The 22,589-nt window shown below is 31.9% G+C and carries 22 protein-coding genes; 16 read left to right on the top strand and 6 right to left on the bottom strand.

Annotation, left to right across the window (positions count from 1 at the left end; translation table 11 throughout):
* Positions 1-9 precede the first annotated feature (9 nt).
* From KLA_RS03745 to KLA_RS03770, 6 genes are all read left to right on the top strand, one after another.
* Positions 10-1,512 carry an aldehyde dehydrogenase family protein gene (locus KLA_RS03745; protein ID WP_034644079.1) on the top strand — a complete coding sequence of 501 codons (1,503 nt, stop codon included), beginning with the start codon at positions 10-12 and terminating at the stop codon, positions 1,510-1,512.
* Positions 1,513-1,646: 134 nt separating this feature from the next.
* The gene (locus KLA_RS03750) at positions 1,647-2,282 is read left to right on the top strand and encodes a transglutaminase-like domain-containing protein (protein WP_034644081.1); all 636 of its coding nucleotides are present in this window, start codon (positions 1,647-1,649) and stop codon (positions 2,280-2,282) included.
* 18 nt (positions 2,283-2,300) lie between these two features.
* Positions 2,301-3,176, top strand: coding sequence for a helix-turn-helix domain-containing protein (locus tag KLA_RS03755; protein WP_034644083.1), 876 nt, complete (start codon positions 2,301-2,303; stop codon positions 3,174-3,176).
* Positions 3,177-3,276: 100 nt separating this feature from the next.
* On the top strand, positions 3,277-4,125 hold the full coding sequence (locus KLA_RS03760) for an NAD(P)H-binding protein (protein ID WP_013621018.1): 849 nt from the start codon (positions 3,277-3,279) through the stop codon (positions 4,123-4,125).
* A 5-nt stretch (positions 4,126-4,130) separates the two neighbouring features.
* The gene (locus tag KLA_RS03765; RefSeq protein ID WP_013621017.1) at positions 4,131-4,433 is read left to right on the top strand and encodes a DUF3861 domain-containing protein; all 303 of its coding nucleotides are present in this window, start codon (positions 4,131-4,133) and stop codon (positions 4,431-4,433) included.
* Positions 4,434-4,597: 164 nt separating this feature from the next.
* Positions 4,598-5,104 (top strand): GNAT family N-acetyltransferase, encoded by a 507-nt coding sequence (locus KLA_RS03770; RefSeq protein WP_013621016.1) that lies wholly within the window; start codon positions 4,598-4,600, stop codon positions 5,102-5,104.
* A gap of 11 nt (positions 5,105-5,115) precedes the next feature.
* Here the strand turns inward: KLA_RS03770 and KLA_RS03775 are convergent, their stop codons facing one another.
* The 5 genes from KLA_RS03775 to KLA_RS03795 all read right to left on the bottom strand — a co-directional run bounded on the left by KLA_RS03775 (position 5,116) and on the right by KLA_RS03795 (position 14,885).
* Positions 5,116-5,871, bottom strand: a complete 756-nt coding sequence (locus KLA_RS03775) for a LytR/AlgR family response regulator transcription factor (protein WP_034644085.1) — start codon at positions 5,869-5,871, stop codon at positions 5,116-5,118.
* A gap of 85 nt (positions 5,872-5,956) precedes the next feature.
* Positions 5,957-7,273: a RagB/SusD family nutrient uptake outer membrane protein gene (locus KLA_RS03780; protein ID WP_034644087.1), complete on the bottom strand. Its 1,317-nt coding sequence runs from the start codon at positions 7,271-7,273 to the stop codon at positions 5,957-5,959.
* Between the two features lie 11 nt (positions 7,274-7,284).
* The gene (locus tag KLA_RS03785; protein ID WP_013621013.1) at positions 7,285-10,623 is read right to left on the bottom strand and encodes a SusC/RagA family TonB-linked outer membrane protein; all 3,339 of its coding nucleotides are present in this window, start codon (positions 10,621-10,623) and stop codon (positions 7,285-7,287) included.
* A 25-nt stretch (positions 10,624-10,648) separates the two neighbouring features.
* Positions 10,649-13,222 (bottom strand): zinc-dependent metalloprotease, encoded by a 2,574-nt coding sequence (locus tag KLA_RS03790; protein WP_034644089.1) that lies wholly within the window; start codon positions 13,220-13,222, stop codon positions 10,649-10,651.
* A 91-nt stretch (positions 13,223-13,313) separates the two neighbouring features.
* Positions 13,314-14,885: a histidine kinase gene (locus KLA_RS03795; protein WP_051983457.1), complete on the bottom strand. Its 1,572-nt coding sequence runs from the start codon at positions 14,883-14,885 to the stop codon at positions 13,314-13,316.
* Positions 14,886-15,117: 232 nt separating this feature from the next.
* On the opposite strand from KLA_RS03795, the gene KLA_RS03800 reads away from it, so the two are divergent.
* The 3 genes from KLA_RS03800 (at position 15,118) to KLA_RS03810 (ending at position 16,682) form a co-directional block, all read left to right on the top strand.
* Positions 15,118-15,837 carry a 3-ketoacyl-ACP reductase gene (locus tag KLA_RS03800; RefSeq protein ID WP_013621010.1) on the top strand — a complete coding sequence of 240 codons (720 nt, stop codon included), beginning with the start codon at positions 15,118-15,120 and terminating at the stop codon, positions 15,835-15,837.
* Between the two features lie 67 nt (positions 15,838-15,904).
* The gene (locus KLA_RS03805; RefSeq protein WP_034644091.1) at positions 15,905-16,288 is read left to right on the top strand and encodes a hypothetical protein; all 384 of its coding nucleotides are present in this window, start codon (positions 15,905-15,907) and stop codon (positions 16,286-16,288) included.
* A 4-nt stretch (positions 16,289-16,292) separates the two neighbouring features.
* The gene (locus tag KLA_RS03810) at positions 16,293-16,682 is read left to right on the top strand and encodes a VOC family protein (protein ID WP_034644093.1); all 390 of its coding nucleotides are present in this window, start codon (positions 16,293-16,295) and stop codon (positions 16,680-16,682) included.
* A gap of 3 nt (positions 16,683-16,685) precedes the next feature.
* On the opposite strand, the gene KLA_RS03815 is transcribed toward KLA_RS03810, so the two are convergent.
* The gene (locus KLA_RS03815) at positions 16,686-17,048 is read right to left on the bottom strand and encodes a DUF983 domain-containing protein (RefSeq protein WP_013621007.1); all 363 of its coding nucleotides are present in this window, start codon (positions 17,046-17,048) and stop codon (positions 16,686-16,688) included.
* 96 nt (positions 17,049-17,144) lie between these two features.
* On the opposite strand from KLA_RS03815, the gene KLA_RS03820 reads away from it, so the two are divergent.
* From KLA_RS03820 to KLA_RS03850, 7 genes are all read left to right on the top strand, one after another.
* On the top strand, positions 17,145-18,020 hold the full coding sequence (locus KLA_RS03820; protein WP_034644096.1) for an AraC family transcriptional regulator: 876 nt from the start codon (positions 17,145-17,147) through the stop codon (positions 18,018-18,020).
* Between the two features lie 32 nt (positions 18,021-18,052).
* Positions 18,053-18,937 carry a LysR family transcriptional regulator gene (locus KLA_RS03825; RefSeq protein ID WP_013621005.1) on the top strand — a complete coding sequence of 295 codons (885 nt, stop codon included), beginning with the start codon at positions 18,053-18,055 and terminating at the stop codon, positions 18,935-18,937.
* A gap of 77 nt (positions 18,938-19,014) precedes the next feature.
* Positions 19,015-19,941 carry a YeiH family protein gene (locus KLA_RS03830; protein WP_034644098.1) on the top strand — a complete coding sequence of 309 codons (927 nt, stop codon included), beginning with the start codon at positions 19,015-19,017 and terminating at the stop codon, positions 19,939-19,941.
* A gap of 110 nt (positions 19,942-20,051) precedes the next feature.
* Entirely contained in the window at positions 20,052-20,339 is a 288-nt protein-coding gene (locus tag KLA_RS03835) for a putative quinol monooxygenase (protein ID WP_013621003.1), read from the top strand.
* Between the two features lie 81 nt (positions 20,340-20,420).
* On the top strand, positions 20,421-20,972 hold the full coding sequence (locus KLA_RS03840; protein ID WP_034644100.1) for a TetR/AcrR family transcriptional regulator: 552 nt from the start codon (positions 20,421-20,423) through the stop codon (positions 20,970-20,972).
* 51 nt (positions 20,973-21,023) lie between these two features.
* Positions 21,024-21,884 carry an SDR family oxidoreductase gene (locus KLA_RS03845; RefSeq protein WP_034644102.1) on the top strand — a complete coding sequence of 287 codons (861 nt, stop codon included), beginning with the start codon at positions 21,024-21,026 and terminating at the stop codon, positions 21,882-21,884.
* 94 nt (positions 21,885-21,978) lie between these two features.
* Positions 21,979-22,542, top strand: a complete 564-nt coding sequence (locus tag KLA_RS03850; RefSeq protein ID WP_034644106.1) for a TetR/AcrR family transcriptional regulator — start codon at positions 21,979-21,981, stop codon at positions 22,540-22,542.
* Positions 22,543-22,589 lie beyond the last annotated feature (47 nt).

A 22,589-nucleotide genomic window follows, 5' to 3' on the forward strand; every position in this document is an offset into this window, starting at 1 on the left:
CAAAGTAATATGGCAAATGTAACAAAACCCGAATTTAAAGAAAGATATGGAAACTTTATTGGAGGAAAATTTGTTGACCCAATTAAAGGTCAATATTTTGAAAACAGATCTCCTGTAGATGGTAAAGTATTTACACAAGCAGCAAGATCTACACAAGAAGATATAGACCTTGCATTAGATGCAGCACACGAGGCTTTCCCAGCGTGGAGCAACGCATCTGCAACAGAACGTAGTAATGCGTTACTAAAAATTGCTCAAGTTATGGAAGATAACTTAGAGTATTTAGCAACCTTAGAAACTATTGATAATGGTAAGCCAATTCGTGAAGCACGTGCAGCAGATATTCCTTACTGTATAGATCACTTCCGTTATTTTGCAGGAGTTATTCGTGCAGATGAAGGTAGTATTTCTGAACACGATAAAGATACTGTTAGTATTGTATTACACGAACCAGTTGGTGTTGTTGGTGAAATTATTCCTTGGAATTTTCCAATGTTAATGTTAGCCTGGAAAATTGCTCCGGCTTTAGCAGCAGGTTGTACAGCGGTTGTAAAACCAGCAGAACAAACACCTACAAGCGTAATGGCTTTAATGGAACTAATTGGTGATATTTTACCAGCAGGTGTATTAAATATTGTTACTGGTTTTGGTAAAGAAGCTGGTGCAGCATTAGCAACATCTAAAAGAATAGCAAAATTATCATTTACTGGTTCTACAGAAACAGGACGTACTGTATTGCACAATGCAGCAGAAAACATTATTCCTGTAACTATGGAATTAGGTGGAAAATCTCCTAACATTTTCTTCCCATCTGTAGCAGATAAAGATGATGAATTCTTTAGTAAAGCTATAGAAGGTGCATTAATGTTTGCCTTAAATCAAGGTGAAATTTGTACCTCTCCATCTCGTATTTTAGTACACGAAGATATTGCAGATCGTTTTGTAGAAAAAATGCAAGAACGCTTAAAATTAGTGAAGCCAGGAAACCCATTAGATCCAGAAACAATGATTGGTTCTCAGGTATCTAAAGCACAATACGAAAAAATATTAAACTATATTAAAATTGGTATTGAAGAAGGTGCAGCGGTGTTAGCTGGTGGTGACGCTGGTAATTATGAAGGTGAATTAGCCGACGGTTACTACGTGCAACCAACCGTTTTAAAAGGAGACAACAAAATGCGTGTATTCCAAGAAGAAATTTTTGGACCTGTTGTAGCATTAACAACCTTTAAAACTACTGAAGAAGCTATTGCTATTGCAAACGATACACCTTACGGTTTAGGTGCTGGTGTTTGGTCTCGTGATGCACACGAATTATACCAAGTACCACGTGCTATACAAGTAGGTAGAGTTTGGGTAAACCAATACAATACCTACCCTGCACACGCTCCTTTTGGCGGTGTTAAAGAGTCTGGTTTTGGTCGTGAAAACCACAAAATGGCATTAGATCATTACCGCGTTGTAAAAAACATGTTAATCTCTTACGATAAAAAACCAATGGGCTTCTTTTAATTGAGTTAAACCTATAGATTTTTATACAAAACCTCAGATTTATCTGGGGTTTTGTTATTTTAAAAAACAAACTACAACATAGGTAATATTCTTTTTGCTATATTTAAACTAAATCAAAAAACACAATAATTATTATGGACTACCTATCTCCTACCTATTTTTTTGATTATGAAACAAAAGAAATTCAAAATCTTATAGCAGCATATAAAAAGCCGACGCTTACACCCAAAGAGCAATGCAAACTTGTATATTTAAAAATAAGAGATTCTTGGAGGTACAACCCTTACAACCTTAGTTTTTCTAAAGAAAACTATAAAGCAAGTACAATTGCTAAAAGAGATAGCGGACATTGCATAGACAAATCTATTTTATTAATTACCTGCTTAAGAGCGCTTAATATACCTGCTAGGCTACACTTAGCCAAAGTTAAAAACCACATAGGAGCAGAACGCCTTATTGAAAAATTTGGAAGCAATGAATTAACTAACCACGGTATGGTTAATGCTTATATAAATGGCAAATGGCTTAAAATGTCTCCTGCTTTTAACGCATCACTATGTAAAATGTTTAACGTTGCACCTTTAGAGTTTGATGGAGAAAATGATTCCGTTTTACAAAAATTTAATAGAGAAGGGAATACTTTTATGGAATATTTAGAAGATTACGGTCATTTTGATGATGTGCCAGTAGCATTTATGATTAAAAATGCTAAAGAACATTATCCGCATATTTTTGACACTCCAAAAAACCAAACAGAATTTAAATTATAGTTTACTCCATTAGTATATATGAAAAATATACAAGAGTACACCTTTAAAAAGGAACAGGAAGATTTTGGGATAAACGTATGGGAGTTAGATTATTTTTTAGCCAATTATGACATACAAAACAGAAGCATTCCGCACAGATTAAAGTTCTACGCTATAGTTTTTATAACAGAAGGCACAGGTGAGCATCTTATAGATTTTAAAACATACAGCTATAAAAAAAATGACATGTTATTTGTTGGTAAAAATCAGACTCACGCTTGGTTAAAGCAAAAAAATGTAAAAGGTTATATTGCTATTTTCACTCAAGATTTTTTAAATGAAAATCAGCAAACATTTAAAGACCTAAGTTATAGCTACCCATACAACAGCTTTTTACACAGTCCAAAATTAACTATTACTAACACAAATACACACTACACACTTGTTACTGTTTTTGCTCTTATTTATAAAGAGTTTTCATTATCAAAAACAACTGTTAGTAAGCAAATAATACAATCGTTGCTTAGAGTAGCGTTTTTAAAAATAAAAACACTCTCTAAACAGTTTAATTTAGAGCAAAACAAATCTGATATTAGCTTGTTTATTCAATTTCAAAACCAGTTAGACAAAAATATATCTATCACAAGAAATGTAAATGAGTATTGCAAAATTTTAAACACAACTTACCGTAAATTAAATGACACCTGTAAAGTATTTACCCATAAAACTGCAAAAAGCTTTATTGACGACGTAATTATTCTTAAAGCAAAACAATACTTATCAGACCAAGATAAAAACATAAGCATAACATCTTATTTGCTTGGCTTTGAAGAGGTTTCTAATTTTTCAAAATTCTTCAAAAAACACACCAATTACACACCTAAACAATTTATAGCATCAATAAAACAAAATTAATTGTTGTAAAGATTAACAAATCTATGCAAACATTTACCTTTTTTACACTAACATAACTCACTTACTTTGCACTATACTTAAATTATAAAACAATAGTGTAATGAAGATAGCAGTAACCGCAGCAAATGGCAACTTAGGAGCTGCCATTGTAAAAGAATTAAAAACACAAATTGGAGCTGAAAATGTTATAGCTATTGCTAGAACTCCAAAAAAAGCAGAATTCCTTGGCGTAGAAGTAAGGAAAGGAGATTATGATAGTTATACCGATTTTGAATCTGCCTTAAAAGGTGTCGATAAAATACTAGTAGTTTCTGGTATGGACACTCCCAAAAAAAGGATACAGCAACACCGCAACATTATTAAAGCAGCAGAAGCTAACAGCCTAAACAAAATTGTATATACTAGTATTGTCGGCAACACAACAAATACTGCTTTTGACCCAATTATTAATAGCAACAGGCAAACAGAAAGAGATATTGAAGCCTCTAAACTAAACTGGGCAATTGGCAGAAACGGTTTGTACATAGAGCCAGACTTAGAGTATATAGAGCAGTACAAAACAAAAGGTTGTATTTGGAACAGCGCTGGCGATGGTAAATGTGCTTACACTAGTAGAGAAGAACTTGCTAATGCATATGTACAAATGTTATTAAATGACAGTATAAAGTATAACGTTTACAATTTGGCAGCAACTCCTATTACACAGCAAGAACTGGCTAATGAAATAAACAAAACCTACAGCACAAAACTTACTTACAAGCAGTTAAGTTCAGAAGAATATTTAGAGGAACGAAAAGCAGAATTAGGCAATTTTATTGGCACTGTAGTTTCTGGTATTTATGACGGAATAAATAACGGTAGTTTTAATGTAGCATCTGACTATGAAAAGGTAATGAACAGAAAACACAAGTTAGTTAGTGAATTAATTAAAGACTTTAAAAATAAATAAAGAGTATGGCTACTAAAAGAAATAATAAGTACACACTACACTTACAGGAAATAGAGAAAAAAGATGGCTCTGAAGCAAATGAATTTACTGAATTTGACATAGAAAACCACGATGATATTTTAAAACTATTAAATGCAGCCAAAGGAAAACTTGGGTTTAAAGGAGATAACGAAAGTGTAGAATTTATACTTGGCATTAAACTATTTGGAGAAGTAATGCTAAGAAATAGAAAAAATCCACTTTTTGAAGAATTTCAACCTGCTTTTGCAGCATTTATGAAAAACTTAAAAAGCAATATGAGTAATTAACAAACTTAACCTACAGCTTAAAAAGTATGTTGTTACTTATTTAGGGGTAGAGCACTGGTTTAAATTGCCTTACCCCTATATTTATTTTAAGCTAGCTTATTACAAAATCACCAAGTAACCTCTAAACAAATTACAGTTTAAAAATAAAATTGTATTTTACTAGAATGTTACAAAGTCAAAGAATACAATTTACGCCCTTAAGTACAACGTACAGAAAACCACTAGAAGACCTGTTTTGCAAAAATCCGTTGGTTATGCAAAACACTTTAAAAGGTCGTGTTTTAACTGCTAATGAACTACAAAAAATAGTTGAAGATGATTTTATTACCACAACAGATGAAACTGTTGGTTTTTGGTGCTTAACAAGCAAAGAAGATAATGCTTTTATTGGTGTATCTGGCTTATTAAAGTGCAATTACCTTGGCAAAGAAAGTTATGAGTTTGGCTTTATATTAGATGATAATTTTTGGGGCAAAGGCATTGCTACAGAAATAGGTAAGTTCTGGATAGACTACGCTAAAAACGAACTTAATTTAACTGAAATTTTAGCTACCGCTAGCCCAGAAAACCACGCATCTAGGAGAGTTTTAGAAAAGTTAGATTTGCAAATGGTACGCCAATTTACATCTAAAGAACGTGGAGCAAGGTTGTTGTTCAGCAAAAAACTATAAACACCAAGCAGCTACTTATCTAACCAAATTTTAAAATTTTTAACCTCAAACTTGCTTACTAAAATAGGTTTTGTACTTGCGTGTGCCACTTTTAGGTGTAATTCTATTTTTTGCGGATTATGTTTTACAATCTCTTTTATAGCATTTATGTGTATAATATAATTTCTGTTTACTTTAAAAAAGATCTCAGGGTTTAGTTTTTCTGATATATCTCTTAACGTGTCTTTATACAAGTAATTTTCAGATGTGGTTGTAAATAAAAAAAGATTTTTTCCTTCGCTATAAAAAAAGGCAACCTCAGCACTTTCTATAGATTTTAGCTGATGACCAGACTGCACTAAAAAACGCTCTTGCTGTGTTTTTCCATCTAAAGCCTCTAAGGATTTTGCGGTATTGTAAAATGAAAAATTTTCTTTTATCTGCGTATACTTTTGCAATGCCTTATACACATCTTTAGCTTCAAAAGGCTTAAGTAAATAGTCTATTGTAAAGTGTTTAAATACACGTATGGCATAATCATCATAAGCTGTAGTGAAAACAATAGGAGCAGTAATATTTGTTTGTGTAAAGGCCTCTAAACTTTTACCATCACCTAAGTGAATGTCCATAAAAATTAAATCTGGCTTGGCATCATTAAAAAAAGACACCATTTCTTGCACAGAACCCAAATGTATTATTTTAGTTACAGGCACAACACTTTGCGCTTTTAGCAAACCAATTAAATAATCTGCTGCCAAATCTTCATCTTCTACTACAACTACAAGCATATTATTTTTTGCATAAAAATAAAAAAACCCGATAAAATTATCGGGTTTAGTTGAACAATAATTGCTCGCTGACTAACTCGTAATATTATAATTCCGGGTTATTTAATCTTGCATCTGCAGGAAATGGCAAAGTATATCGTGGATCATTTTCACTTAACTGAAAGTCTACACCGCTTAAAGTGTGTGTTATTACCTTTTGGTTACTTCTTCTTAAATCAAACCAACGGTGACCTTCTAGCGCCAATTCTCTCCAACGTTCTTCATATAACTCTTGCATAAACTCATTAGCAGACATTGGGTTAATAGCCGTTGCTAAATTAGCCAAATGTGCACTTTGGTAACGATTTTGCATAAATGCCAACAAGGTAGCTTTTGCATCCTCTAAAGCTCCTAGTTTTGCCTGTGCTTCGGCTTTTATTAAAACCAACTCAGACACTCTAAACGAACAATTAAACTCTTGCTCACCGCCTTTTGCTGCTTTGTAGTTACTACCATCTTCAGAAAAATACAATCCAAACCTTAAATCGTTTGCTGTATCATAAATAGCTAATAAATCATCAGAAATAAAAGAACTATTTCTAACACTAGGGTCAAACACATCTTCTAATGCCATAATAGACTCCACAGATGTGTATAAATTTGGCAATTGTGGCGTGTCATTTAAATTAACAAGCTCTTTATTTAAAGCTAAAGCAGCATTAGCAGCCGTTAAAGCGGCTTCACTATTATTCATATACGTATGCACACGAGCCTCTAAGGCTAAAATTGCTGTTTTAGTAAATCTGTAATTTAAACCAGCATCAAACTTAGTAACATTTAATAGCGACTTTGCCTTTTCTATATCTATTAGCACTTGGTTATACACTTCTTGCACAGATACAGGTACAAAAACCTGCTCTAGATCTATCCCCAAAGCCAAAGGAACTCCAGTATCTGTTGCTGCAGTTGTAGCATTATAAGGTACTCCATAAAGGTTTACCAAATCAAAATGTGCATAAGCACGTAGTGCATAAGCCTCTCCCAATAATTGATTTTTTTCTTGTGATTCTTCAATTTTTTCTGCACCATCTTCTATAACATGATTAGTGTAAAAAATAGAGTTATACACTTGTATATAAGGGTAAGGTGCCGTTTGCGGATCTGGATTGGCATCTTTCCAAGAATACACATCTTTGTACGATGTAAAATCAAAACTATTTTCATCTAAAATTAACTCATCTGCCCTGTAAGCAACCCTAGATTTTTGCTCCGGAAAAACATCATATCCTTTTGTTAGTACCGCTCTAAATTCTTCTAGAGATTCTGGTATAACTTTTCCTTCTGGTTCAATTTCTAAATAATCATCGCAGCTTACAGCAAAAAATGCTACTAATGCTACTAGGTATATATATTTTTGTTTCATTATTTACTATTTTAAAAAGTTACATTTAACCCTATTGCAATTGTTTTGGCTATAGGCTGCGCATATATGTTTCCGTAGGTTTCAGGATCAAAATAACCGTTATAATCAGACCCAAATACCAACAAGTTTTTACCCTCTAGACTTAAGCGGAAGCTATTAATATTTAGCTTAGTAGTTAAGCTTTTAGGAAAACTGTAGCCAACACGCATACTATTAATTCTTATATAACTCATTTCTTTAACCCAAGTATCTAACAAAGGCATTGTTTCTACTGGATTTAAGCCCCCAAACCACTTGTAGGCCATCCAAGAATCTCCTGTGCCAGATGTTTCACCTACAATAGCTGGCAAATTACTATCTGTATTTGTAGCAGACCAAGCATCTAAAACTCTAGCAGAATAGTTTTGCCCACGATCTAATTGTGTACCATTATAAGGTTGGCGCTCTACAACTGTCTGTTTTAAGTTAAAGTTAGCAGCAACAGTAAAATCTAAATTTTTAAATTTAAAAGTGTTTATAATACCGCCACTATATTTAGGATCCTGGTCTCCTACATATGTAAACAGGTTTCTAAATTCTTCATTAGTTAACTCTGACTCTGTTAAAAAGCCTGGGAAAAAATCTGCCCAAGGATCTTTTAACTTAAAAAAGTCTACAGCAGAAACAACCTCATCTCCACGTTTAAATAATGGGTAACCACTTTCATCTATACCAGCTGTTTTTAAAGCAAATACAGCATTTACTGGCAAACCTTCTCTAGATGGTAAAAAGCTATTATCTCTAACCTGTATTTTATCTACGTTACTTTTATTGTGAGATATATTAATGTTTGTAGTCCAAGAAAAATCTTTAGTTACAATGTTTCTTGTAGACAAGCTAATCTCATACCCTTTATTAGTTACCTCTGCCCAGTTTAGGTTGGTAAACTCAAATCCATTTTCTAATGGCACAGAACGCAAACCAATTAAATCTGTACTGTTACGCTTATAAACATCTGCAGCAATATTAATTCTACCATTAAACAAACCTAAATCCATACCAACATTGGTATTAGTTGTTTTTTCCCAACGCAACTTAGCATTTGGCGGTGATGTAACTACAATTGTTTCTTCTGATGTACCAGGCAAAATGCTAGTAGTGTCATACTCACCAATTACAAACGGCGAAGTATTACGGTCTATATTACCTTGCAAACCATAAGATCCTCTAAAGCGTAAGTTAGATATAACATCACTTGTTTTTAAAAAGTCTTCTTCACTAGCCAACCAAGATCCAGAAACAGACCATAATGGCAAATATTTATATTTAGGATCTACTCCAAATAAGTTAGACCCATCATAACGTACGCTACCAAAAAATGTGTATTTACGGTCATAGGTATAAGAACCTGTAGCGTAAAAAGATGCGTATGCATTTTCTGCAGTAGTCTTATCATACGTTTGATAAGTACTTTCATTAGCTGTATCTTCATTAGGAAAAATTATAGGTGTAGTAGTTAATGTATTTTTATTATACCCAAAACCACGACTCATAATATTAGTATACTTAGAGCGTCTAAACTCAGACCCCAACAAACCTTCTACTTCATGTTTACCAAAGCTAGCATCATACGTTAGTAAAGATTTCCAGTTGTACTGAAAAAAATCTTCGTTCCAGTTTTGTATAATTCCGCCTTCTGGTAAAAAGTAATAATAATCACTTATACTAGAGTCGTAACGTCTACTTTTTTCACGCTCTTTTCTAGAAAAATACGTTTCTTCCCCAGCATACTTTTCAGTGCTAGTTTTATCAAATTGCAACCCTAGTTGTGTAGATAATGTAAGGTTGTTTGTAATTTTATAAGCACCATCAAAAATTGCCTTTACAGCTTGGTTTTTTAAATCGTATGCCGTGTTTTCTCTTTCTTCTAAAAAGTTAAATGGCACATATCTACCGTCTGTACCCTCTATATCTTGGTCGTAATTGTAAGACCCATCTTCTGCATAAGGCATAAAATAAGGGTTTACATTTCTGCTGTAATTTGCCGGGTTAGTAAATGCATCTGTACCCGTTAAGTACGACTCTTTTTTAGATTGAGAAAGAAAAATAGAAGCACCAGCACTTAGGCGATCACTAATATCAAAATTATTTTTTAGGGTGATGTTATAACGCTCTAATCCTGTACCAATAGTAGTACCTTCTTCATCATAATAACCTAAAGAAAAGTAATAGTCTGATGTATCTGTACCTCCAGAAATTCCTAAGCTATACTGCGTGTTTACACTAGTTTGGTATAGTAAATCTCCCCAATTAGCATTGTTATTTTTTAATGCATTTATCTGAGATTGAGTTGCAGAACTTAATGAAGAAAAACCACTAGTTTGATACGTTCCTAATTCGCCAGAATTATTTAAAATACGTGCAACCTCACCTTTATTAGTTCTAAAATCTAAATCTGTACGTGCTGCTAAACCAAGTTCAAAATCTACTTTTTGCTCAGAGTTCATTAGGTTTAACTCATCAAAATTAGGCTTTGTAGAAAAAAACGTGTTTGCAGAAAAGTTAACTCTCATTTTACCGCTTTTTCCTCTTTTAGTAGTAACTACAATTACACCATTAGCCGCTCTTGCACCATAAATAGCAGTGGCAGCAGCATCTTTTAAAATGGTAATATCTTCTATATCACTAGGGTTTAAACCAGCAATAGCGTAGTTACGTAATTGATCTATATTGTCTTTATCACTAAAATCTGGCACATCATTACCCTCTAAAGGCAACCCATCTACAACCCATAACGGATCTTGTGGGCCAGATAAAGATGCTGTTCCTCTAATTCTAATTTTAGCAGGTGCTCCTGGTGCTCCTGTTTGTGTGGTAGCAACTACACCGGCAACCTGGCCTTGCAATAATTGATCTACACTAGCAACACCAATTTGCTCAATATCATCCATTTTAACCTTAGCTACGGATGATGTTAACTTTCTCTTCTCTACCTTTTGGTATCCTGTTAAAATAACCTCATCTAAACTATCTACATTTTCTTTTAAAGAAATAGTATAGTTATTAGCAGCAGTTAAGTTTATGGTTTTAGTTTGATAACCTAAATAAGAAACTGTAATTTGTGTTATTGCAGCTGGTATTTTTAAAGAAAACTTACCGTTAAAGTCTACAACAACACCAATAGATGTATTTTCTATTACACCAGCAACGCCGGTTTCATTGGCAATCATATTTTTAGAGACGTAAACCGATGCTCCTGGCAAAGGCATACCGTCTTCTGCTCCTATTACCTCTCCGGTAATTGTTCTCGTATCCTGTGCCCACGCTGCTGTAACAGCCACAAAGAATAACGTAAAAAGGAATTTATTCATAAAAATTGGTATTTAGGGGTTAAAATTAGAATTTTAATGTGTTTTTAATACGATAAATCAAATCATTATAATGCGCTTGCGTATTTGCATCTCCTTTACGCTTCTTTTTTAACAACAATTGCAATACATTTTGCAACTCTTGGCGCTTGTATGACGCTATTTCTGATGTACGCGTCATAGAACTATAATTAATATTACGTGCTTGCTTTTCTTCTGCCAAAGCAACAGCACAAAAGCTAGTTGTAGTAAAAAAGTTTGCTGTATTAAGTTTTTTAACTGTGGTTTTTTCTAAAATTTTTTGTGTGTCAATTAGCAAAACATCTACATAGTTTTTCTGTGTCATACGCTCTACTAAGGTTAAAGACACACCTTTTTTAGTGCTTTTAAAAATGTGCGAACGCAAATCTGTAAACAAATCTTGTACTGTGTAGCGCGCCTGATGCTCTGGGTTGTACAAATTGGTTTCTACCATACGCAGTAAGCGCTCATTAGAAAGTAACTTATACAACGTATTGTATTGTAAAGACCTAGACAAGGTATAAGGTGCTTGCTCAAAAGGTCCTAAAGGAGAGTCTTTAATTGCATATGTATGTTTTAAAACCGGATTAAAAAATAACCACTCTGGTATTGTAAATACATTTTTGTTTAAGTAAGCAACAGCATCTTTCTGCAATTGGTAAGGTACTGGTTGGTAACTTTGTTTACCGTCTTTATGTAGTGTATTATTTAAGTAAATACCACCAACATTATTAGTAACATGGTCATTATACATATTCCACTGTCCAATAATACCCATATACAATTTACCCGTATTGTAATAATCATCTCCTTCTTGGTATGTCCACTCCTCTAAATTGTCGGCAACACGCTGTAAATTTTTAAGTCCGTATGTGCTTGCTGTCATTGAATTATCTCCTAAATCTTCAGATTGAGACCTAGGATCTATAGTGTTTAAATATGGCTGCTGCTCTCCATAAAAGTAAAGTGGGTTGTTAGCATGGCTATTCACCAATGCTTTTAATTGTTTTTTTTCTTCTAGTGACGACTTAAACCATTGGTATCCCCACTGTATTGCGTAGGTATCATAAACACCTATTTTAGGAGTTATAGCTGTTACATTATCTTCTGGTTGTGCAACATAATTGTAACGAGCATAATCCATAATTGATGGTGCTGTACCACCCATTTTATCTGTAAATGTTTTAGATCGAAGAGAATCTACCGGAAAACTATGTGAAGCTCCCATATTATGCTTTAATCCAAAAGTATGGCCTACTTCATGAGAAGACACAAACCTAATTGCTTCTCCCATATGCGCATCATTAAAAACATTACCTCTAGACTTGCTATCTATTGGTCCTGTTTGTATACGCATCCAACTTTGTAAAGATGTCATTACGTTATGCCACCAAATAATATCTGCCTCTATAATTTCTCCGCTTCGTGGATCTACAACAGATGGCCCCATAGCATTTGCTTGTGGAGATGCTGCATAAGTAATTACAGAATAACGCACATCATCTATATCAAAATCTTTATCATTAGCATCTGGTTCTTTTGCTATAATTGCATTTTTAAAACCTGCTTTTTCAAAAGCTACCTGCCAATCTTTTACACCTTGTATTATATAACTTCTCCACTGTTTAGGTGTTGCAGGATCTATATAATAAACAATTGGTTTTTTTGGTTCTACCAATTTACCACTTAAGTACCTATCTACATCTTCTGGTTTAGGCTCTAAACGCCACCTAGTAATAAACTCTTGCTTTTTCATAGCCTGTTGTTTATCATTAAAATACCAGTGTTTTTCTGTAAAGTAACCTACACGCTTATCTAATTCTCTTGCTTGCATTGGTGTTTTTGGCAACAATACTATGTTGCTAGTTACCCCTAATGTAACGTACATAGCTGGCCCACCTTCATTAACCGTTGTGGTTAACTGAGACTTAACTACAACATTTTCTGGAAACGACTTTATTTTTTGAATATATGACAAATCGCTTTTAACGCTACCGCCTAAACCAACATTATTTAGCACATCATTAAAGCTTTTTTCTTTTCCATTAAAAACCTTATTAACCTTTATTAATGGTGCATTTGTTTTAGGATTGTAACTTTCAATATCAAATTTTTCTATAATAGACTCTGCAAAATTGTCTTTTACAGATAAGGTTATAGCATCATTTTTAGGAGAAGAAACCATTGGGTTACTAGTTTTAACCCAAATTGTTTTAGACAAACTATCTTTATGAAACGTAATTAATTTATTTTCATAATTCATTCCTTTATTTAAACCGTGCTCATTTATTGCTAAAGGAACCTGAGATATTTTATTTACTATTAAAAACTCTCTAGTAAAAAGACTATCTGGAATTTCAAAGTAATAATCGGTATCAGTTTTAATTACACTAAACAAGCCCTTAGTTACTGTTGCATCTTTTAAAAGTTTAGTATAATCCTTATACCCTTTATTTAGGCTATCTTTAGATTGTTCTTTATCTTTTTTATTCTCTTTTTGAGCAGAAACACCAATTGTACTTCCTAAAAAAAGAATAAATAGCACTATTTTAACTATAAATGCAGACTGATTTTTACGCATAATGAGGTTATAATTTTGCCTAAAAATCTGTGTTTTACTAAATACTCACAAAAAAAGGAGAGTGAGTGGATATTATTAAGGAGTGAATGGATTATTTAATAATTATGTAAGGTAAATGACAAATGTATTGTGAATTTTTCTGATAATTCGTGAAATTATTTACATTGTAATAAGCGTAAATGTTTTTTAGATAGTCTATTCCAAAGTGATTACTTTTTTGTGGTGTAGCTATAGGTTGGTAATTATTTACAACCTTTATACCATCTTCAGCTAAATCTACCGTTATTAAAAGCGGCTTAACTTTAGTTGCCGCATTGTGTTTAATAGCATTTTCTACAAGGGTTTGTAATGCTAAAAACGGAATATACTTGTGTTCTACTACATTTACATTACCCAAAATAGTTACTTCTAAACTTTTACCAAAACGTGTTTGTTGTAAATAAATATATTCATTAAGCAGTTCTAACTCATTTTTTACAAGGGTAATATTGTTTGCTGGCGGTGTAATAAAATAACGGTAGAGCTTAGAGAGCTTTAATGCAAAGGTTTTAGATTTTTCTTTATTTACATCTATTAACATATACAAAGAGTTAAGAGCGTTAAATAAAAAATGTGGATTTATCTGCTCTTTTAATTGCTGCAATTGCAAAAAAGAACTCTCTTTTTCTGCAATTTGGTTCTGTACAATTAAATTATTTTTCTCCTTTAGTAAACGCTCCTTTTCTTTGTACTGTTTTTTAACTCTTTCATTAAAAAAGTAAAATACAAATAGTAGTAATATGGTAGATATACCATAGATTAGAAAAGTGTATTGCCTAATTTTAGTAACATTTTCTTCACTAATATTTTTAGGAGAACTTACTGCAATATACCAAGAGGTTTCTTTTAATTGCAAGGGCTGTAAGTAACGTATAACATCTAATTGTAAATACTCAGACTTTACAACGCTTGGCACCTGATTATTAACTGTTAACTCTATGGTATCCTTAGGAGATATAGAACTAAATGTAAACACACTTTTACCTAATAAATTTTCATCTGGATGTAATAAAACCAAACCATCTTTATTAAAAACATAAGCGTAATTAATAGATTTAGAGTCTACGTTTGCAAAATAACGTTGCAAATCTTTTAATGCTATATCATACCCTAAAAATAGAGAGTCTTTTGTAGCAGTAACTACAGCAAGCTTGTTACGCCAAACATACCCAGTAGAAGTAGGCACAATTACACTTTGCTTTTTTACTACAGCTAACGATTTATTTTTGTTTTTAGAAGATAAAACAGTGTCTTGCAAGGTTTCTATAGATGCTTGCGAATCTGTATACTGCGTAAACGAAACTTTTTGCCAAGAGATTAAGGAATCTAATTGTTTTGGCTGAAAAGAAATCCAAGTATTAAAATTTTGTTGCAAATCATTAACCGAATTAGACCTATTTACAATAGTTTCAATTCTAGTTAAAAAATTTTCTAAACGTGTTAATTCTTGGTAAACATCATCATATTTTTCCATAAAATTACGCTTAGCAATATCTTCACTAACAATAGTAATTTCATCTGTAATTAAATAACTTAATGCTAGAGTACTAAACACTGTAACTATAACCATTACTAATACCAGAGTGGTGTATTTAATTTTAGAAAAAAAGCGAATAATACTCATACAGGAAAGAAGGTTATAATGGCTACAAATGTAAATAAACAAAATTGAGTTTTTGAAATTAAAGTACAATCCATAAATTATAATATGCAACTACCTAATTCATAACAACTATAAAAATCTTAACAAAAAACCAACATTATTACTTACCTCAAAAACTTAATTGTTCTATACTTTTGTTAAACTCTTAAATAAAATAATACGCTTTACGTATTTAAAATAACACATAAGAATAATGGAAAATATAAAAGGACAAAAAGCTCTTATTACTGGTGGCAGTAGAGGTCTTGGTAAAGCAACAGCTTTGGCTCTTGCTAATGAGGGTGTAGCGGTAGCAATTACAGGAAGAAATAAAGAAACTTTAGAAAAAACAGTTGCAGAAATTAAGGCTCTGGGTGTAGAGGCAACCTATGCCGCTTTTGATGTTGGCAACCCAGAAGAGGTAAAAAAAGGAATTGCATCTATATTTAATGATTTTAAAAGCATAGACATTTTAATTAACAACGCTGGTATTGCTGCCTTTGGATCTTTTAATGATATGGAAGCTGACCAGTGGACACAAATTTTACAAACCAATGTACTAGGTGTTTATTATGTAACAAAAGAAGTATTACCACATTTAATTGAAAAAAATTCTGGAGATATTATTAACATATCTTCTACTGCCGGTTTAAATGGTAATGCAAACACATCTGCTTATTCTGCTTCTAAATTTGCTGTTATTGGCATGTCAGAGTCATTGATGAAAGAAGTACGCAAAAATAACATTAGAGTAAACACCCTTACACCAAGTACAATTGCATCAGATATGTCTATAGATTTAGGCATTGCAGATAAAGACTCTAAAGATAGTGTACTGCAGCCTGAAGACTTTGCAGAGCTAATTGTTGCTGGTTTAAAACTACCAAGAAGAGCTATGCTTAAAAACGCTTCATTATGGTCTACAAATCCTTAAAATAATTAGTATTGCGCTAATGTATATTAGCGCAATACATCATCAAGTTTATACTTAAAAACATCTAATGTCTACACCTATGTCTTTAGAGAAAAAAACAAATAAACTTGAGTCTAAAAAAAGCTTTTATAAAACTATAGAAAACTACTACAATCCTATAGTTAACAACAAAATACCAAATGGTTTATTGTTAAATTTATATTCTTATTTAGCAAAGTCTCAGCATAAAATATACAAAGCTCTTAGAAAAAAGCACCCCAAATCTAAAGCACGTTATTCTTCTTTTAAAACAAAAGACCTACACTACCCTTTTACGCAATATGGTATTACAAATTTTTTAAAAGAAAAAGATACTGTAAATTACACAACCTATTGCAAAATACTTTTTAAAATGAATGACGAAGAACTTGCAAAGTATTTAAAAGAAAAACACACATACGAAACAAAATAAGAAAATGAATACTATTAAAAATGCTACACTTTTAGTTTCTAATTATGATGATGCAATAGCATTTTACACTAAAAAACTAAATTTTATTTTGACTGAAGATGTACCACTTGATAACGGAAAAAGATGGATTACAATACAAGCAAAAGACCAACCTAATTTTGCATTGGTAGTAACACTTGCAAATACAGATTTGCAAAAAGCAACTGTAGGTAAGCAAGCTGGTGATGGTGTTGCTTTTTTTATGCAAACCAATACGGTAGAAAAAGACTTTAGTACTTTTAGTAAAAACGGAGTTGAATTTTTACAAAAACCCACAAAACAACCCTATGGTACAGTTGCAATTTTTAAAGATTTGTACGGTAATAAGTGGGACTTAATAGAGCCTGTTAAATAACAATTAGGCTTTCTTTTCTTTATAAAAAAGATAAATCCAAATAATTCTAGAGTATCTGTAGTTAAAAGTGCTTAAAATAAGAGCAAAAAACAGTACACCAAAAAAAGTATACAGAATTGGCATTTTCAAAATAAAATAAAAAAGAATAGAAAATGCTATAAATTCTGCCACAGCCAACGCATAACTAACAAACATTGCCCCAAAGAAAAAGCCAGGTTCTTTCTCAAACTTAAAATTGCAGTTTTTACACACAGCATCCATCTCCGGAATAGACAGTAAAAACAACCCTTGCGCAGCATTAAAAATGCTTCTTTTTTTACACTGCGGACATTTTCCCTTTAAAAGCGATGATACTAAACTTGCCATAACTTATTTTTTTAAGCAAAGGTAAAGTGCTTATCCCATAAAAAAGCTATACATATTTCTCCATTTTTTGTACATTTAAGACATTTATAAAGTTGTATGAAGATTATTCCTGTATTAAATATTAAACAATTTGAACATAGAGTTCCCTTAACAGACTTTTATAGTAATGATTTAAGCACACATTTACATAAAAACGCAGCTGTTGTAAATAAGCCACATAGCCATAACTTTTACCTATGTGTAATATTTACAAAAGGCAAAGGAACTCATGAAATAGATTTTAATAGTTATGAGGTTAATACTGGTAGTGTTTTCTTTTTAAAACCAGGGCAAACTCATTATTGGAAATTTACAAATACACCAGAGGGTTACATTTTTTTTCATACGCAAGATTTTTATGAGCTGCATTTTTCAACCAGTAAATTAGAACAATTTCCTTTTTACTATTCACACAAAAACACTCCTCATATAACGGTAAACAAAAATGTACTTGCACAACTAATTACCAATTACAGAAGTATTAACCAAGAGTATTACGCCAATTTACCCTATAAAAAACAAAAAATAGCCAGTTTACTACACACTGTGTATATAGATTTGGCTAGGCAATATAACAAAGAGGCTCCTACTACAGAAACAAACTCTGTTGCATATATAGAAACCTTACGTGCTTTGGAACAAGAAATTGAAATACATTTTAAAACTGAAAAATCTGCCCAGTTTTACGCAGACAAATTACATATTACCGCAAAGCACTTAAATAGAGTTTGCAAAACAACATTAAATAAAACTACAACAGAACTAATTACAGAACGCGTAATATTAGAGTCTAAAAGATTGTTAGTACACTCTAAAAACACTATGTCATCAATTTCTGAAAACTTGGGTTTTAAAGACTATGCTTACTTTTCAAAAGTATTTAAATCTAAAACTAAACTAACACCACTAGAGTTTAAAAAAAGTTATAAGTAATTTTGTAGTTATTAGCTGCTAAATTTTCATCTATGAAAAACAAATTACATATATTTAAAAGCGTTGCACAACACGCTAGTTTTACCAAAGCAGCAGAGCAGCTATTTATATCTCAGCCTGCTGTATCAAAAGCAATAAGAAATTTAGAAGACGATTATAAGTGTGCTTTTTTTATTAGAAAAAGAAACTCTATAGAACTAACCACTAATGGCAAAGCGTTTTTGGTGTATGTAAACAGAATTTTAGACATCTATGCAGAAATTGATCAGCAATTTTTATACAAAGAAAAAACATACCCAGATGAAATTAGCTTTGGTGCAAGTACTACAATTGCCAATTATATTTTGCCAAAAGTAATAGCTAAGTTTAAAACTCAGTTTCCTAATACCAATATTAAAATTGATAGTGAAAACTCTGATGAAATTGAAGAATTAATTTTAAATCAACAAATAGATTTTGGAATTACAGAAGGTAAAAACACAAATCCAAAGTTGCATTTTACTAAGTTTATTAAAGATGAAATTGTACTGGTAACCAATAGTAAAAATAGCAACCACAAAAAAGGAATAATTAACTTAGATGAGTTAAAAAACTTACCTATAATAGAACGTGAAATAGGTTCTGGTACAAAAAAAATTATTCAACAATTTTTACAACAAAACAATATTAAAAAACTAAATACAGTAGTTACCCTAAACAGTACAGAAGCCATAAAAAATTACCTGTATTACGCTAACAGTTATGCTCTATTGTCTATAAATGCAGTTACAGAAGATCTGCTGCACAACAAGCTAAAAGTTATTGACATTAAAAACTTTAGCATAGAGCGTTGGTTCTACTTTGTTTCTAGAACAGGTTACCAAAATACTACTATGACTAATTTTGAAAAATACATACGTAACAACCATAACTTTTAGTTATACTACATAGCATTAATGTTTGCAGAGCAGTTATATGTTAACTGTACTTTTGTATCAGATTAAAATAGTTTGATATGAATACCACAATTACAAAACTCGTATATTTTAGCATAGTTATAGCTGCAATAACAGGATACTTAAATAGTGCTACAGCACTAACTTTAGGTTTTGTTTTTACATTAATTTTTAAAAACCCTTTTAAAGTACATAGCCATATGGCCATACACTACTTTTTAAAAATATCTGTAGTTGGTTTGGGGTTTGGTATGTTTATTAAAGAGACATTGCAAACAGGTAAAGAAGGTTTAAGTCTTACCTTTTTATCTATTGTACTTACAGTAAGTTTAGGTCTAATTTTAGCAAAATTTTTAAAAATAGATCTAAAGCTTGGGCATTTAATCACCTCAGGCACATCTATATGCGGTGGTAGTGCTATTGCTGCTATTGCACCCGTTATAAAAGCCAATGGTAAAACAATAAGCATTGCCCTTGGTGTTGTATTTTTATTAAACTCTATTGCCTTATTTGTGTTCCCTGCTGTTGGGCATTGGTTAGGACTAAATCAGTCTCAATTTGGACTATGGTGTGCTATTGCCATACACGATACAAGCTCTGTTGTTGGCGCAGCATTAGATTACGGAGACCAAGCACTTAAAATAGCCACAACCGTAAAACTATCAAGAACTTTATGGATTATACCTCTTTCTATAGTATCAATGTTTATTTTTAAAACTAAAGGAGAAAAAATAAGAATACCTTATTTTATTTTACTCTTTATAGGCGCTATACTTATAAATAGCTACCATATTTTGCCAGCTTTTGTTACAACAAACATTGTTTTATACTCTAAACGCTTGTTAGTACTAACTCTTTATATTGTAGGCACAACCATATCTGTAAAAGACCTTAAATCTACAGGCTCTAAGCCAATTGTTTTAGCCGTTTGCTTATGGCTTTTTATCTCGGTTTTTTCTTTAACTTACATTCTAAACATAAAATAACAATTGGTATATATTGCCAAATAATACTATTAGAGTATAAAAAGATATTTTTTGTGTAGATATAACGGATAATTTACAACATTTGCACTAACAATGTAAACTATAGATTTATGAAAGTATATGTAACCGCAATAATTAAAAGTAAGCCAGAATTTACTACAGAAGTTAAAGCTGCTTTACAAAATATGGTAGTTGAAACTTTAAAAGAGGAAGCTTGCATACAATATGACTTACAGCAGGGGCTAACAGATGACAACACTTTTATTTTTCATGAAATATGGGAGAATGAAGCCGGATTAGATTTACACGGGCAGCAACCTCACATTACTAGTTTTAAGGTCTTAGCAGCTACAAAGCTTGAAGAAAAACCAATTGTTGTTAGAACAAAACTGATCTAATTTTAATAGCTTATACTAATTTTAACAAAAATTAAATAAAAATAATTGGAATACTCATTCCAATTATTTTACCTTTGCTGTATGAATAAAAAAGAAACCATATTAAAAGCAGCCTTAGAGCTATTAGTAGAAAATGGCATACACGCTACACCTGTTTCTGCAATAGCAAAAAAAGCTAATACTGGTATGGGAACTATTTATAATTATTTTGAAAGTAAAGAAGTACTAATTAATGCTATCTACGTAGCTATTAAAGAAGAAGAAAAAAAAGTTTTAGACACTGTGTTTAATAATGATTTACCAGTTAAAATTCAGTTTGAAAAATACTATACTATTGTAATAGAATTTTTCACTAAAAACAAGTTGTATTTTGGTTTTATGGACCAATTACAAGCTTCTCCTATAATAACTAATGAAAGTAAATCTGTAGGTTATAATGCCATAGAGGGAGCAATATCTTTACTAGTAAAAGGTAAAAATGAACATATTATTAAAAACATAGATAATGATGAACTACTACAGTTTATTGGTGGCTCTATATTATCATATTTAAGGTGGATTAACTTGCCTGATCACAACAATAAATCCCTTAAAAACCAAATTACTTTGGTTTGGGATGCAATAAAAGAGTAAAAAAATTTAAACAACAATTGGAATGAATATTCAATCCAAAAAATAAACAAAATGAAAAAAAACGTATTAATCACAGGAACATCAACAGGAGTAGGATTAGAAACAGCAATACTATTTGCTAAAAATGGTTACAAAGTTTACGCTACCATGCGTAATCTTTCTAAAAGCGAAGCATTAAAACATAAAATTGAGAAAGACAAATTAGATATAGAAATACTTGAGTTAGATGTTACTAAACAAGAAACTATTACCAAAACTGTAGAATACATTATTTCTAAAGATAAAAAAATAGATATACTAACAAATAACGCTGGCGCAGGATTTGCTAAAACAACAGAACAGGCCACTGTAAAAGAAATTGAGTGGGTTACTAACGTAAACTATTTAGGTGTTGTATTTACTACCAAAACAGTACTACCTTATATGAGAAAACAAAAAGCAGGTCATATAATAACATTATCATCAGTAGGCGGTTTAATTGGTCAGCCGTTTAATGAGTTATATTGTGGTGCTAAATTTGCAGTAGAAGGCTTTATTGAAGGTTTGGCTACTTATGTAGGCCCTTCGTTTAATATAAAATTCTCTGTGATAGAACCAGGTGGTATTGCTACAGAGTTTATGAAATCTGCAATAAGTAATACAGCAGTAAACGGACAATTTGCTACGGGTGAATATGAGCCTATTTTTGCAAAATATTTAGAAGGAAATCAACGCAGAGCAAATGAGGAGGCCGAAAACACCTACCAAACACCTTTAGAAGTTGCCACGGTTATTGCCAACGTAGCAGAGGATGAAAATCCGGCTCTACGCATAAGAACATCAGCGTGGGCAGAGGAGTTTACCAAATTAAAAACAATTGGAGATCCTGACGGAAAAAAGGTTATTGAACAAATTTCAAGCACATTTCTATAATAAACCTAAGAGCAGCGTTACACAAACGTTGCTCTTTTTTTTCTAAAAACAGACAGACTTGTCTATTTGTAAAATTTTATGCTATATTTGCAGAGTGAAACATTCTAAGGTAAAACAAAATATAATAGAAACAGCATCTGCTCTTTTCTACAGAAATGGTTATAACGCTACAGGTATAAATGAAATTATAGCTGAATCTGGCATTGCTAAAGCAACATTATACAATCATTTTAAATCTAAAGAGGACATTTGTTTAGCTTACCTAAAACATATGAATGCTACTTTTATAAAAGATATTAAAAGCTTTTGCGAAAGTAGTCCAAAAGGGGAGCAACGTGTTCTTGCTTTATTTGACTTTTTAGACAATTTCTTCCTTCAAAAAGATTTTAATGGCTGTTGGTGCATAAAAACAGTATCAGAAATTCCTAAAGATAATGTACGTGTTAGGGCAGAAATACAAAGTCAAAAAACCAATTTCATAGCTTTAATTTCTAACTTAATTGCTGATAATTTAGAAATTAAAAACCATAAAAATCTGAATAGTTATGCTAGACAAATTTATTTACTGTATGAAAGTGCTGTCGCAGAAAGTCACTTACACCAAGACAGTTGGCCAATAAAGGAGACAAAAAATATATGTTCGCAAATCATAGCTTAAAAAAATTTGCACAAACAAAGACAGACTTGTCTGTTCATATTAAAAAT

Origin of the sequence: Cellulophaga geojensis KL-A, assembly GCF_000568425.1 — a bacterium.
GTDB classification, from domain to species: domain Bacteria; phylum Bacteroidota; class Bacteroidia; order Flavobacteriales; family Flavobacteriaceae; genus Cellulophaga; species Cellulophaga lytica.

Coding starts and splice junctions, on each gene's coding strand:
- KLA_RS03750 (WP_034644081.1), top strand. CDS start 1,647: ATGGACTACCTATCTCCTACCTATTTTTTTGATTATGAAACAAAAGAA.
- KLA_RS03770 (WP_013621016.1), top strand. CDS start 4,598: ATGTTACAAAGTCAAAGAATACAATTTACGCCCTTAAGTACAACGTAC.
- KLA_RS03795 (WP_051983457.1), bottom strand. CDS start 14,885: ATGAGTATTATTCGCTTTTTTTCTAAAATTAAATACACCACTCTGGTA.
- KLA_RS03805 (WP_034644091.1), top strand. CDS start 15,905: ATGTCTACACCTATGTCTTTAGAGAAAAAAACAAATAAACTTGAGTCT.
- KLA_RS03780 (WP_034644087.1), bottom strand. CDS start 7,273: ATGAAACAAAAATATATATACCTAGTAGCATTAGTAGCATTTTTTGCT.
- KLA_RS03810 (WP_034644093.1), top strand. CDS start 16,293: ATGAATACTATTAAAAATGCTACACTTTTAGTTTCTAATTATGATGAT.
- KLA_RS03760 (WP_013621018.1), top strand. CDS start 3,277: ATGAAGATAGCAGTAACCGCAGCAAATGGCAACTTAGGAGCTGCCATT.
- KLA_RS03755 (WP_034644083.1), top strand. CDS start 2,301: ATGAAAAATATACAAGAGTACACCTTTAAAAAGGAACAGGAAGATTTT.
- KLA_RS03820 (WP_034644096.1), top strand. CDS start 17,145: ATGAAGATTATTCCTGTATTAAATATTAAACAATTTGAACATAGAGTT.
- KLA_RS03765 (WP_013621017.1), top strand. CDS start 4,131: ATGGCTACTAAAAGAAATAATAAGTACACACTACACTTACAGGAAATA.
- KLA_RS03800 (WP_013621010.1), top strand. CDS start 15,118: ATGGAAAATATAAAAGGACAAAAAGCTCTTATTACTGGTGGCAGTAGA.
- KLA_RS03835 (WP_013621003.1), top strand. CDS start 20,052: ATGAAAGTATATGTAACCGCAATAATTAAAAGTAAGCCAGAATTTACT.
- KLA_RS03830 (WP_034644098.1), top strand. CDS start 19,015: ATGAATACCACAATTACAAAACTCGTATATTTTAGCATAGTTATAGCT.
- KLA_RS03840 (WP_034644100.1), top strand. CDS start 20,421: ATGAATAAAAAAGAAACCATATTAAAAGCAGCCTTAGAGCTATTAGTA.
- KLA_RS03790 (WP_034644089.1), bottom strand. CDS start 13,222: ATGCGTAAAAATCAGTCTGCATTTATAGTTAAAATAGTGCTATTTATT.
- KLA_RS03815 (WP_013621007.1), bottom strand. CDS start 17,048: ATGGCAAGTTTAGTATCATCGCTTTTAAAGGGAAAATGTCCGCAGTGT.
- KLA_RS03845 (WP_034644102.1), top strand. CDS start 21,024: ATGAAAAAAAACGTATTAATCACAGGAACATCAACAGGAGTAGGATTA.
- KLA_RS03775 (WP_034644085.1), bottom strand. CDS start 5,871: ATGCTTGTAGTTGTAGTAGAAGATGAAGATTTGGCAGCAGATTATTTA.
- KLA_RS03825 (WP_013621005.1), top strand. CDS start 18,053: ATGAAAAACAAATTACATATATTTAAAAGCGTTGCACAACACGCTAGT.
- KLA_RS03745 (WP_034644079.1), top strand. CDS start 10: ATGGCAAATGTAACAAAACCCGAATTTAAAGAAAGATATGGAAACTTT.
- KLA_RS03785 (WP_013621013.1), bottom strand. CDS start 10,623: ATGAATAAATTCCTTTTTACGTTATTCTTTGTGGCTGTTACAGCAGCG.